Origin of the sequence: Methylophilus sp. Q8 (assembly GCF_000800115.1) — a bacterium.
Classification (GTDB): domain Bacteria; phylum Pseudomonadota; class Gammaproteobacteria; order Burkholderiales; family Methylophilaceae; genus Methylophilus.
Genome location: NZ_JUHE01000001.1, coordinates 2,820,014 through 2,833,154 on the forward strand (window position 1 = coordinate 2,820,014; position 13,141 = coordinate 2,833,154).

At 52.2% G+C, this 13,141-nt stretch carries 7 protein-coding genes; 1 reads left to right on the forward strand and 6 read right to left on the reverse strand.

Annotation, left to right across the window (positions count from 1 at the left end; genetic code table 11):
• The first annotated feature begins 164 nt into the window (after positions 1-164).
• The gene (locus GQ52_RS13345; RefSeq protein WP_047518760.1) at positions 165-2,675 is read left to right on the forward strand and encodes a methyl-accepting chemotaxis protein; all 2,511 of its coding nucleotides are present in this window, start codon (positions 165-167) and stop codon (positions 2,673-2,675) included.
• 79 nt (positions 2,676-2,754) lie between these two features.
• On the opposite strand, the gene GQ52_RS13350 is transcribed toward GQ52_RS13345, so the two are convergent.
• The 6 genes from GQ52_RS13350 to GQ52_RS13375 all read right to left on the reverse strand — a co-directional run bounded on the left by GQ52_RS13350 (position 2,755) and on the right by GQ52_RS13375 (position 13,133).
• The gene (locus GQ52_RS13350) at positions 2,755-4,635 is read right to left on the reverse strand and encodes a potassium transporter Kup (protein ID WP_047518340.1); all 1,881 of its coding nucleotides are present in this window, start codon (positions 4,633-4,635) and stop codon (positions 2,755-2,757) included.
• Between the two features lie 77 nt (positions 4,636-4,712).
• The gene (locus GQ52_RS13355) at positions 4,713-5,387 is read right to left on the reverse strand and encodes a winged helix-turn-helix domain-containing protein (RefSeq protein ID WP_024929877.1); all 675 of its coding nucleotides are present in this window, start codon (positions 5,385-5,387) and stop codon (positions 4,713-4,715) included.
• On the reverse strand, positions 5,384-6,898 hold the full coding sequence (locus GQ52_RS13360) for a DUF4118 domain-containing protein (RefSeq protein ID WP_047518342.1): 1,515 nt from the start codon (positions 6,896-6,898) through the stop codon (positions 5,384-5,386). The genes GQ52_RS13355 and GQ52_RS13360 overlap by 4 nt, the downstream gene beginning before the upstream one ends.
• Positions 6,899-6,913: 15 nt before the next feature.
• Positions 6,914-7,822, reverse strand: a complete 909-nt coding sequence (locus GQ52_RS13365) for a hypothetical protein (protein ID WP_047518345.1) — start codon at positions 7,820-7,822, stop codon at positions 6,914-6,916.
• A gap of 35 nt (positions 7,823-7,857) precedes the next feature.
• Positions 7,858-11,868 (reverse strand): ATP-dependent RNA helicase HrpA, encoded by a 4,011-nt coding sequence (gene hrpA, locus GQ52_RS13370; RefSeq protein ID WP_047518761.1) that lies wholly within the window; start codon positions 11,866-11,868, stop codon positions 7,858-7,860.
• Between the two features lie 845 nt (positions 11,869-12,713).
• Positions 12,714-13,133 carry a hypothetical protein gene (locus GQ52_RS13375; RefSeq protein ID WP_047518347.1) on the reverse strand — a complete coding sequence of 140 codons (420 nt, stop codon included), beginning with the start codon at positions 13,131-13,133 and terminating at the stop codon, positions 12,714-12,716.
• Positions 13,134-13,141 lie beyond the last annotated feature (8 nt).

Genomic DNA, 13,141 nt, shown 5'->3' on the forward strand with positions numbered 1-13,141 from the left:
CAACCAACTTCGCAATAAAAGGTAAATCTCGGCTGCTTATTCAAGAAATGGCCCTAAAACACTGTTTTCTTTCATCAATTATATTGCCGACAATCTTGATTTAATGCAGGAAGATAATTGTCACGATACCTATTTAATTGTTGCAGTACCCGGAGAAAAAAACCATGCGCCTGGCCATACTGAATAAACTGAAGAGCACCTCATCGACCGAGCAACGACAGCCAACGAGTGACCTACGTGGGCAAATTGAAGCCATTAGCAAAGTCATGGGCGTGATTGAGTTTGACCTCAAAGGCAACATCACTGCCGTTAACGATAATTTTGCTGCCGCCACTGGCTACAGCAAACAAGAGATCATTGGCCAGCATCACAGTATGTTTGTCACCGCGGCTGATAAAAGCAGCCAGGAGTACAAACAGTTCTGGGACAATTTAGGCCGTGGCGAACCTAACGAAGGCCAATATAAGCGTCTGGGTAAAGGCGGTAAAGAAGTCTGGTTACAAGCCAGCTATAACCCGATTTTTGATGCCGAAGGCAAGCCATTTAAAGTCGTCAAATATGCGACTGACATCACGGCTGACAAACGCAGAAATGCCAACTTTTCCGGGCAAATTGACGCTATTAGCAAAGTCATGGGCGTGATTGAATTTGACCTCACAGGCAAGATCACTGACGTCAATGATAACTTTGCCGCTGTCACTGGTTATAGCACACAGGAAATCATCGGCCAGCATCATAGTATGTTTGTCGAAGCCGCTGACAAAAACAGCCAGTCATACAAACTGTTTTGGGAAAAACTGGGCAGCGGCAAAGCCGACGAAGGCCAATATAAACGCATAGGCAAAGGCGGCAATGAAATCTGGCTGCAAGCCAGCTATAACCCTATTTTTGATGCCGAAGGCAAGCCATTCAAAGTGGTCAAATATGCCACTGACATTACTGCCGAGAAACGCCGGAATGCGGACTTTGCCGGGCAAATCAGTGCCATTAGCAAAGTCATGGGCGTGATTGAATTTGACCTCACGGGCAAAATCACTGACGTGAATGACAACTTTGCCGCTGTGACTGGTTACAGCAAACAGGAAATCATTGGCCAGCATCACCAGATGTTTGTTGAAGCGGCCTATAGAAACAACCCTGAATACAGAAAGTTCTGGGACAAGCTGGGTCGCGGTGAAGCAGATGAAGGCCAATATAAACGTGTAGGCAAAGGCAGCAAGGAAATCTGGCTGCAAGCCAGTTATAACCCGATTTTTGATGCCGAAGGCAAGCCATTCAAAGTGGTCAAATATGCGACTGACATTACTGTCGAAAAACTGAGAAATGCAGACTTTGCCGGGCAGATCAGTGCTATCAGTAAAGTCATGGGCGTGATTGAGTTTGACCTCACAGGCAAGATCACTGCCGTGAACGATAACTTTGCCGCTGTCACCGGCTACAGCAAACAGGACATCATTGGCCAGCATCACCAGATGTTTGTTGAAGCTGCTTATAAAGGCAGCCCGGAATACAAACAGTTTTGGGATCAACTGGGCCGCGGCGAAGCCGACGATGGCCAATATAAACGCGTAGGTAAAGGCGGCAAGGAAATCTGGCTGCAAGCCAGTTATAACCCGATTTTTAATGACGAAGGCAAACCATTCAAAGTGGTGAAATATGCCACCGACATTAGCGCCAAAGTGGCTGAAGCCCAGGCGATGTCACAAGCGGTACACGAAACGGCCGAAGTGGTCGCAGCGACCAAGGCACATGACCTGACCCAACGTATTGCGACCGCTAACAAGCAAGGCGAAATCAAGCTGCTCTGTGAAGGCGTCAACGAGATTGTCGACACCATGAGCAACATCTTGTCGACCATTAAAGCGGCTGGCGAAACCATCAACTCGGCAGCGTCAGAAATCTCACTTGGTAATAATGATTTGTCACAGCGCACCGAAGAGCAAGCCAGCTCGCTGGAAGAAACCGCCTCCAGCATGGAGGAAATTGCCACCAATGTGAAAAATAATGCCGAGAATGCCAAACTGGCGCATGGCATGACAGACCAGGCCAACGACATTGCCACCAAAGGCGGCGAAGTGTTTGGCAAAGTGGTGGCCACCATGACCGAAATCACTGAAAGCTCCTCACGCATTGAAGAAATTATTTCGGTGATTGACGGCATTGCCTTCCAGACCAATATTCTGGCGTTGAATGCCGCCGTAGAAGCTGCCCGCGCGGGTGAGCAAGGCCGTGGCTTTGCTGTGGTCGCCAGCGAGGTGCGCAACCTGGCACAACGCTCCGCCAGCGCCGCCAAGGAAATCAAGGTATTGATTAATGATTCGGCTGAAAAAGTCGCCAACGGTTCACAGTACGTAGAACAGGCAAGTGGCACGATGGAAGAACTTGTCAGCGTCATCAGCAAATTTTCACAGCTGATCGGTGAAATTACCGTCGCATCCGTTGAACAAAGCAGTGGTATCGAGCAGATCAACCTGGCGGTGTCGCAAATGGATGAAGTCACCCAGCAAAATGCGGCACTGGTGGAAGAAGCGGCTGCAGCGGCCATGTCTCTAGTGACACAGGCGGAGAAGCTGCAAGACACCGTCAACCAATACCAGTTACTGGAGACTGACACTATCAGCCGGGCACCGCAACAGCGCGTCAGCCTGGGTAGAACTGGCACGGATAATTACTAAACGCAGCCTGTTAATAAAAAAACCCGCCAACTGGCGGGTTTTCTTTTGATGCTTAAACGCACGCCATTGGCATGCGTATTTATATCTGCACGCGGCTACCCAATTCAATGACGCTATTGGCCGGAATATTAAAATACTCGACTGCACTGCTGGCATTGCGTGACATTACGGAAAACAGTTGGTCACGCCAGCGTGGCATGGCACCACCCACGTCTGGCACGATAATATCGCGACTCAGGAAGTAGGAGTTGGTAAACGGGTCCAGTGTTTTCCCATCCAAATCCAGTTGCAATAAGGCTTGCGGAATATCGGCATGCTGCATAAAACCATAACGCAATTGCACTTGCCAGAAACCATCGGCCAAGCGCTTGGTGGTGATGCGCTCAGCGGTATTCATAAACGGTACGTCTTCAAACGACACATTCACAAACAGGTTACGCTGATGCAGCACCTGGTTATGCTTGAGGTTATGCATCAAAGCCTGTGGCACTGTGTCGAGGTTAGACACCATATATACCGCCGTTCTCTGCACTTGCGGCAGTGTGCTGCTGGCGAGGGTGGCGAGTAATGGCTCCAGTTTAGGGTCCGTCTCAGCCATGCTATTCAGCAGTGTATAGCGGCCCTTTTTCCAGGTGGTCATCAGCACAATCAACAGTATGCTCAACGCAATCGGGAACCAGCCACCCTGCAAAAACTTCATGGAGGCTGAGCTAAACAATACGGCATCCACCACGCCCAAGGCACCGGTCAATAGCCAAGCCAACCAAGCCGGAAACTGCCAGCGATGACGCATAACAACAAACAACAAAATAGTAGTAATGAACATGGTGCCGGTGACGGCGATACCATAGGCAGACGCCAGCGCCGACGAGCTTTGGAACGCCAGGCAGACGATAATGACGGCCAGCAGCAATGCCCAGTTCACTGCGGGAATATAAATCTGCCCGGATTCACTGGCAGAGGTATGGATAATGCGCATACGCGGCAAAAAACCTAATTGAATCGCCTGGCGTGTCATGGAGAATGCGCCGGAAATCACCGCTTGCGACGCAATAATGGTCGCCAGTGTGGCCAGAATCACGGCTGGAATCAGCAAGGGTTGTGGAAACGATAAATAGAACGGATTGCTAACCGCGTCAGGATGTTGCAGCAGCAACGCGCCCTGCCCCAGGTAATTTAACGCCAGACAGGGGAACACCAGACCCAGCCAGGCCAGTTGTATCGCGCGGCGGCCAAAGTGGCCCATATCGGCATACAGCGCCTCGGCGCCAGTCACTGCCAGCAATATCGCGCCGATAGCGATAAACACACCGGCACCTCGCGCTTGCAAGAACTGCCAGGCGTACTGCGGATGCAGTGCCTGCAACACTTGCGGTGCTTGTGCAATTTGCCACACGCCTATCGCCGCCAGCGCCAGAAACCAGACGATCACAATCGGGCCAAAAAACCGGCCAACGGCATGCGTGCCATGTCGCTGAAACCAGAACAGGCCGATAAGTATGCCTATCGTAATCGGCAGAATCTGCGCGGCCAGCGCAGGAGAAGCCACTTGCAGGCCTTCGACCGCGGACAGTACGGAAATGGCTGGCGTGAGCACGCTGTCACCATAAAACAAGGCCGCGCCGAGCACGCCCAGTAATAGCAAACCACCGGTGCGCTTATCTTGCGGCCGCAAACTGGACACCGCCAGTGACAGCAAGGCCATCACACCACCCTCGCCTTTGTTGTGTGCGCGTAACACCAGTAGCACATATTTAAAAGTCACCACGAACATCAGCAACCAGAAAATAGACGAGATCGCGCCCAGAATATTGGCCTGATTGAGCGGCACGCCGGTGCTCTCGCTAAAAATAACTTGTACGGTATAGAGCGGGCTGGTGCCGATATCGCCGTAGACGACGCCTATCGCCCCCAGCGCCAGCGCAGCCAAACTGCTTTTTTGTATGGAAAGATTGTCCATCACATCCCCTTATGGTTGATTGATGGAGGCAGTGTGAGGCTAACGGTATATCAATCGCATAAACAAGAATGGCTGACTCAGGCAAGTCGATAGCCGATGCCGAGCTCAGTCAGAACGGTTTGCGGTGCAGAGGGATGGTCTTCGAGTTTGGCGCGTAAACGGCCAATATGGATACGCAGGTAATGCGTGTCGTCGATATAATCCGGCCCCCACACCTGCGCCAATAGCTGGCTATGGGTAAAAATGGTGCCGGGTTTGCTGGCCAGCAACATCAGCAAGGCATGCTCAATCGGGCTCAAATGCAACTGCTCGCCATGTTTGGTCACCAGGCCGCTGGCACGGTTAATCACTAATGACTGATGTTGATAAACGTGGTCACGCATCTGCATGATGGCTGTGCGCCGCAGTGCCACCTGTATCCTCGCCAGCAACTCCTGTAAACCAAATGGCTTCATCAGGTAATCATCTGCGCCCAGGTTCAGGCAATGCACTTTATCCAGTTCATCCTGGCGGGCAGACAGTACCAGGATCGGCACATCCGAATAAGCACGCAGCTGCGGGATAAATTGCTCGCCCTGCCCATCAGGCAAACCCAGGTCGAGAATGACCATGGCAAACCCGCTGGCTTCGCGCGCTTGTGCGAGGTCCCGCGCATGTTGTACGCGATAGCCGTGCGCAGACAATGCAGGTAACAGAAACTGGTACACGCCAGGGTCGTCCTCCACCAATAACAAGGTTGCCTGCTGGCTCATATGTCGGCCTTGATTAAGTCTGCCGCGTATACAAACGGGAACAACAGGCGCACCTCCGTGCGATGGTCAGCACTAGTGCCCAGCTGTACTTGCCCGCCATGCAGTTGCATCACGGTATCCACAATCGATAAACCCAGCCCAAAGCCACGCACACCTGCCATCGCTGGTGTGTGCGCATCAAAAGCGGAGATCACAAAGCCTGGTGGAAAACCCAGCCCCTGATTGAGCACCGACAATACCAGCGACGAGGATTCTATGTACATGGCAATTTCAATGGCGCTAGCAGCCTCTCGCCATTGCAAGGCGTTATCGATCAAATTGGCTAATGCATGCGCCACCAATACCGCATCTGCTTTAAACAGTATTTCTTGCTGCGAATCGGCCTCAGGCAATGTCACTTGCAACAACACCGCAGGCGTACGTTGCAAATAGCGTTGCACGACATGCTGAATAATTTCCTGGGGCGACGCCCAGTCCAGGTGCAAGCTGCTGCTACCTGCATCCAGCTTCACCAGTGTCAGGATGTTTTCCGTGGCCTGCGTTAAATAGCTGGCTTCAGCCTGTATGCTATGTAGTAACTGCGCAGACTGCGCCGGCGCCAATACAATCTGGCGATCCGCCAACACATTGACGGCACCGAGGATGGCGGTCAGTGGTGTGCGCATATCATGCGACAAGGCGGTCAGCAGCGTCTTTTTGAAATTTGCCTCACTGGCATCGCGCGCAGCGTGTGCCAGGGCCATTTGTTGGTGTAACTTCATCGTCGCTTGTGCGCATTGATGGGTCAGCAAGCGTAAAAAATGCAGGTCAGATGCCGCATGGCTTGCCACCACCAGCACTTCGCGTTGCGGAACGCCAAACGGCAACAGGCAGACGCCCAGATTTGGCCAGTCTGCGGTGCCCGCACCAATCGCGCGCTGGTAATCCAAGGCCCATTGCAGACTTGAGGCTTCAAGGGTCGCCACCGGTGCACCCGCCAAATATGTTAATGCACCGGCATCAGACACTTGAACCACACTGACTTGCCAACCAAACACATCTTGCACATGCTGGCAGGCGGCTTGCAACAAGTCCTCAACACTGGACTGCATGGCTAGCAACTCGGCCAATGACTGGAAAAACCGCGACTGTAAGGCTGCCTGTTGCGCCTGTTGCCTTTGCTGCTTGAGTTGCTGCATGGCGCGACTCACCATCAGCGCCAGCGCCGCAAATACTGACAACATCAGCCAGGATTGCAGGCTAGCGATACCAAAGGTGTAACGGGGGTCGATAAAAAGGTAATTGATCAGCAGTACGGCGATAACCGCCGTCAGCAAGGCATGAAAAAAGTGCAGAAAATAAGCCGCCCACAGCACGCACAATAAATACAGCAGCGTGATGACTGCCACCCCCAGTGCGGAAAAATAATACAAGCCTATGCCTGAGACCAGTGCCAACCCTGCAATCAAGGCGGCATAGCTTTGCCAGTGTGACGGTTTCGATAAAACAGGATGATCGAAGTTGCCTGGCATGATCACTGAAAATGACTAGCGTCCGTAAATATCCAGGTTTTTATAATTGGGCCCGAAGAATTCCTTCATCATAAAATCTTCGAGGAAAGCATTATCTGCTGGTCTTGCCGACAGTGAGATCGTGCGCCCCAGGCGGTTGGATATCCAGTCGAAATCACCATTGTAGTGCTCACGGATAATCGCAATCATGCGCCGCATCATGACCAGCCGGATATCCTCACCATTGCGCGCCTCGACTTCGTAATACTGTGTATTGGCCGAGGTGTAATCGTTGACCCAGCCTTTAAAGCTGAAGGTCGCGTTATACGGGTCCATGCGCCGGATCTGGAATAAACCATTGGTGCCGAACTTGAGGTTATTCATGATATTTTTGGTACGGCGCTCATCTTCTGAGGGCCCACGCTCGGCAGCCGCAGCGGCATCATTGATCTGCTTGGCCGCCATTTCGTCCGAATTACGGTCTGACTGCCTGCGTTTGATCATGCTCGAGAAGTCCTCCACCGGCGGCGGTGGCACAGGCGGTGTTGGCTCAGGCCGGTTCTGCGGCTTGGGCTCAGGCAATTTGAACGGGCTATCTGGCCGTTGTGATTGAATGACTTTTTTCGGTAATTTTGGCTCAGCCTTGGGCTGTGGTTTAGGCCTTGGCTGAGGCGGTGGCTCCGGTGGCATTTCTGGCGGCGGCGACACTTTAGGTGTTTTAGGCGCAGGCACCCCAAGATCCAGCACAATATTCAAGGGCTCTTGCGCAGGTTCTTCGAGTGGATTGAGCAAGTCGAGTAAAAATCCCCAGAACAAAATCGCGTGAAATACCAGCGACAGCAATACGGCCCACATCAGGCGAGCCGGGATACGCAACACGCGATCGCGCTGCTTTGGCTTTAGCCAGTTTGGCGTACTAAAGGGTTCAAAAGGAGAAGGCTGCATCAACTGAATGAATTAAAAATAGCGGACGTCACGCATCACGATTGTATTTCGAGCCAGAGTTTTTCAAGACGTTTGATTGAGACAGGATAAGGTGTCCTTAATTCCTGCGCAAATAATGATACACGTAACTCTTGCAACTGCCACGTAAAGTCTTGTAACTGGCTTGTTACAGGCAAATGCGCCTTGCGTAACTGCTCAACTTTCTGCTGCCAGCGCTGCTCCAGTTGGAGCAATGCCTGCGCATGTCGGCCATCACGTTCGATGCTGGTTGGGTATTTATCCACACGCATTTTAATCGCCTTGAGGTAACGCGGCAGATGCGGCAATTGCTCCCACGGCGTCTGGCTGAAAAAGCCATGGTAAAGCATGCCTTGCAACTGCTGCTCGCACTCACGTTTGATTTTTTGCGTGACCGGCGTCATTTTTTGCAGTAGCGCCGCCAATACCTGGTATTCATTGGCGATCAATTGCGCTTGCCGCGTTAAGGCCTCGGTCACGGCTGGCAGGCGCGTACGCGCACGCGCTTTCAACTGCATAAACGCGGCATTGGTACGCGGCAATTCATCCTCGGCAATAAAGGCACGGTCGGCAATACATTGCAGCATATCTTCGCGCAGTTGATCGGGGTTCATCACCGCGCGCAACAACAAGGCATACTGGTTAAAGCCCGGCAGGCCTTTCTCCAGTTGCTTGATTTGCTCTTTCAGCTCAAAACGCATCAGGCGACACACGCCTTTGCGGTGCGAAACCGCTGCCGCTTCCGGTGTATCAAATAGCTTGATGGCGACGCTATCGCTATTATCTTCAAGACCCGGATAACCCGTCAATTGGCGGCCATCTTTGCTAAAGGTGAGCGTTTGCGGCAAATCGCCAAAATCCCATTGCTTGAGGCCAGATTTTTCAATACCGGGCGAACCTGTCCGGAATGTCAGTTGTGCCGCCGAGCCCAGTTGTTTTTTAAGCAGGTGCCAGTCCCGGCCCATGCCCAATTCACGGCCTTTTTCGTCGACGACGCTAAAATTCATTAAATGATGCGGATCCAGGCCAGCCAGGTCAAACTCTTCCGGCTTCAACTTGAGTCCGGTCTTGTGCTGAATAAACTCAGCCAGTGCGGGCAACAATGACTGCTGCGCATTTTTTGCTTCCAGAAACCCGGTCACAAACTCCGGCACTGGCACACAAACACGACGCAGGGTCTTGGGCAAGGCTTTAATCAGCGCGGTGACCTTGTCACGCACCATGCCTGGCACCAGCCATTCGGTCACTGTGGCGTCCAGCTGGTTTAGCAAGGCCAGGGGGATCGTCGCTGTCACGCCATCCAGCACATGCCCAGGCTCAAAACGGTATTTGAGCGGTACTGTTTCACCGTCTATCACCATATGCTCCGGGAACTGCACCTCGGTAATCGCACTGGCACCATGGCGCATAAGTGACTCACGCGTCAGGTGCAGCACTTTGGGATTCACTTTCTCCGCATCCTGCCGCCATTTTTCAAACGCGGCACCGTTATAAATGCGATAAGGCTCTTGATGACCAGGCTCCGTAATCTGTGGCACAACCTTGTCGTAGAACACAAATAACTGGTATTCATCGACCAGTACATCCTGGCGGCGCGCCTTGTGCTCCAGCGCTTCAACTTCGGCGATTAGGCGGCGATTAGCCTCAAAAAATGGCGCCCGCGTGTCAAATTCCATATTTGCCAGGGCTTCACGGATAAAAATCTCACGTGACTCCGCCGGGTTAATTGGCCCGTAATGCACGCGCCGCTTGGGCACAATGGTCAGGCCATATAAGCTCACGCGCTCCCAGGCCACTACTTGCGCGGTTTTTCTATCCCAGCGCGGGTCGGTATAGTCACTTTGCGTCAGGTCGCGGCTGCCACCCTCATTCGCAATCGGTTCTATCCAGTCCGGATCAATTTTTGCGACAACGCGCGCATACAGCTTGGTCGTGTCTACCAGTTCAGCAGCAATCACCCATTTCGGCCGATTTTTCTTCAGCGCCGAGCCCGGCGCAATGGTAAAGCGGATACCGCGCGCGCCAGCATAGGTCTCGCTGTCACCATCCTTAAAGCCGATATTCCCCAGCAAACCAGATAGCAATGCGCGATGTACCTGCTCATAGCTGGCTTCCTTATCGCTGCGCTTGAAGTCCATCTCCTCCACCATCTCCAGCAGTTGCTGATGCAACTCACGCCACTCTTTCAAGCGCAAGAAAGACAGGAAATTCTGGTGGCATTGATTCAGCAAGTCGCGATTGGACTTTTTAGTCTTTAATGCCTGCTCATACCAGTCCCACAACTTGAGATAGCTCATAAAGTCGGAATCATCCGCTTTGAACTTGGCATGTGCGCTATCTGCCGCTTCGCGCTTGTCCATGGGGCGCTCGCGTGGATCCTGCATGCTCAAGACACTGGCAATAATCAGGATTTCACGTAAACAGCTTTCTTTTTTCGCAGCCAGAATCATGCGTGCCACACGCGGATCCAACGGCAAGCGCGCCATCTGACGGCCCAGCTCGGTGATTTCTCGGCGCTCGGTCACAGCGCCCAGCTCTTGCAACAACTGATAACCATCGCTGATCAGCCGTGATGAAGGCGCTTCAATAAACGGGAACTCGGCGACATCGCCCAGGCGCAAATCGGCCATACGCAAAATCACGCTGGCCAGTGAACTACGCAGGATTTCAGGATCGGTAAAGGCCGGACGCTGGTTAAAATCTTCTTCGGAATACAAGCGTACACAGATACCGTTAGACACGCGGCCGCAACGCCCTGCCCGCTGCTTGGCAGCCGCCTGCGAGATTTTCTCTATCTGTAACTGCTCTACCTTGGCACGAGGGCTGTAGCGGTTAACGCGTGCCAGGCCGGCATCGATCACATATTTAATGCCAGGCACCGTCAATGAAGTCTCTGCGACGTTGGTCGCCAGCACAATGCGGCGTTGGCCGCCTGGGCGGAAGATTTTCTGCTGGTCTTCAATGCTCAGTCGCGCAAACAGCGGCAGTATCTCTATCGATTTGAGTTTGGGCGAACGTCCCTGGTATTTACGCAAATGATCTGCTGTATCGCGGATTTCACGCTCACCAGGCAAAAACACCAGAATATCGCCATCGCCTAAACGCAGCAAATCCTCAGCCGTATCGAGGATGGCATCTTCCATCACCTCCTCTTCGTCATCCTCTTCCAGCCAACGTGTCTCGGTGCGCGGTGGCTTGCGTTTGATGCCCATCAAGTCCTGCGCAAAACGGTCAATATCGTCCAGACCATCATCCACCGGCACCTCAACCGCCACCATGGTGGTTTTATTACCCAGTGGGCGGTAACGAATCTCAACCGGATAAGTACGGCCACTCACCTCAATCACCGGCGCACCGTTAAAGTGATTGGAGAAGCGATCAGCATCAATCGTCGCCGACGTGACAATGATTTTTAAATCTGGCCGTTTCGGCAATAACTGCTTGAGGTAGCCCAACAAGAAATCAATATTCAGGCTGCGCTCGTGCGCCTCATCGATAATGATGGTGTCATAACCGTTGAGGAATTTATCACTCTGCGTCTCCGCCAGTAAAATACCGTCGGTCATTAATTTGACATAAGTGCGCTCCGACAATTTGTCATTAAAACGCACCTTGTAACCCACCACCTCACCCAGCGGGCTCTGCAGCTCCTGCGCAATCCGCGAAGCCACCGAACGCGCCGCAATCCGGCGAGGCTGTGTGTGGCCAATCAAGCCGGAAACACCGCGCCCCAGCTCCAGGCAAATCTTGGGCAACTGCGTGGTTTTACCAGAACCCGTTTCACCACAGACAATCACCACCTGATGCTTGGCAATCGCCGCTGCGATCTCGTCTTTTTTACCACTAACGGGTAACTCTTCGGGATATTGCGGCTTGGGTAATGCGGCTAATCTGGCTTGCAAACGCTGCTGGGATGCTTGGACTTTATGGGCAATATCAACCAGCGCTTTATCAACCGGCTTATTTTGTTTCAAGGCATCGCGTAACTGCTGCAAACGGCGTTTAAGCGGAAAGCGATCTGCCAGCATGCACTGGGCAAGTTGTTTTTCAAGCTGGGCAATGAGTTGTACAGGAGAGGCGGCAGTCATAGGGAGGAGATTTTAACATGGCAGGCGAAATGACATGCACTCTCGCAGCTTACATATAGCTTAAGTTTGTCTTGCTTGATACGTTGTTTTTCGCCTTGTTGGCGAGTCACTTTCTGGTGCTTGTCCCCCAGAAAGTAACCAAAGAGGAAGACACGCAGCCATCACGGCCTAAAGGCTTCCTTGCGTTGCTCAAATTAGGACTTTCGTCCGTTGCTTTGCCGGACTTAAGCATAAGCCAGTCACGAAACTCAACCTAGCGGGCTGCACACTATGCAGCCCACCTTGGGATTCGGACAGTCGCTCCCTCTAATCTTATTTTGTCTCCGTTACCCAGCGTGATGGGATGGGGATTTATCTCGCCAAACAACCATTAGTGAAGATTTAACGGAAGCATAATTCTTCTGGTTTATTGATAACAACTACTAACGTTGGCGCTCGCATGGTGTTCGGGGCCCCCATCTGCCGCGCCGAGCAACGCAGGGTTGACGGGAGTCTTCGGCCATCGGCTGTCTGAGCTCCGCAACAAGCCACGTTCTGTGTGGCTTGTCAGGGCGAGTTTCGATGGACGCCCGGCAAACCGAGTAGCGCCAGGAAGAAGCGGAGGTTGGGGTGTCTTGTTCTTTGCCTTCTTTCTTATGGACAAGCATAAGAAAGAATGGTCGCCGAGAGGCGAAATAGATCGATCATAGAATAGTCTTCGCTTTGGGCAAGCAAAGAAAAGTAACTCGCTGAAAAAGCGAAAAGCAATCTCTCACATCCTAGTCAACGCTGAGAAAACAAAAGAATTACTTTCTTACACACTCCTCCACCCCTGTATTCCCATCCTTAAACCCAGGTTCAAAATAAAACTTCCTGAAGCTCAACTGCCCTTTGGCATTTTTCTTAAACTCGGCAATGCCAGTGCCAAAATCATGCGTCTTGCCACCATATTCGCCATTCTCTGTTGGTAAGGCAAAATGCATGGCAGCATGCATACCATGCGCCGCTGCGTGGCCTTTATAAACGCCATAATCCGGCACTTCAAGCTGGAAGTCATAACTGGCATCTGCGCCTTTGCTATGTTCCGGACGTAATTTCATGGTCACTGTGCCGGTATATTTGCCTTCATGCGCATCATTACCTGTGCAAGCATAAACGCCGCTTAAATCAAGCGCATAGGCGTTTGCAGCCATCCAGCAACTTAACAATCCTGCGAACCACTTCATATGATTTC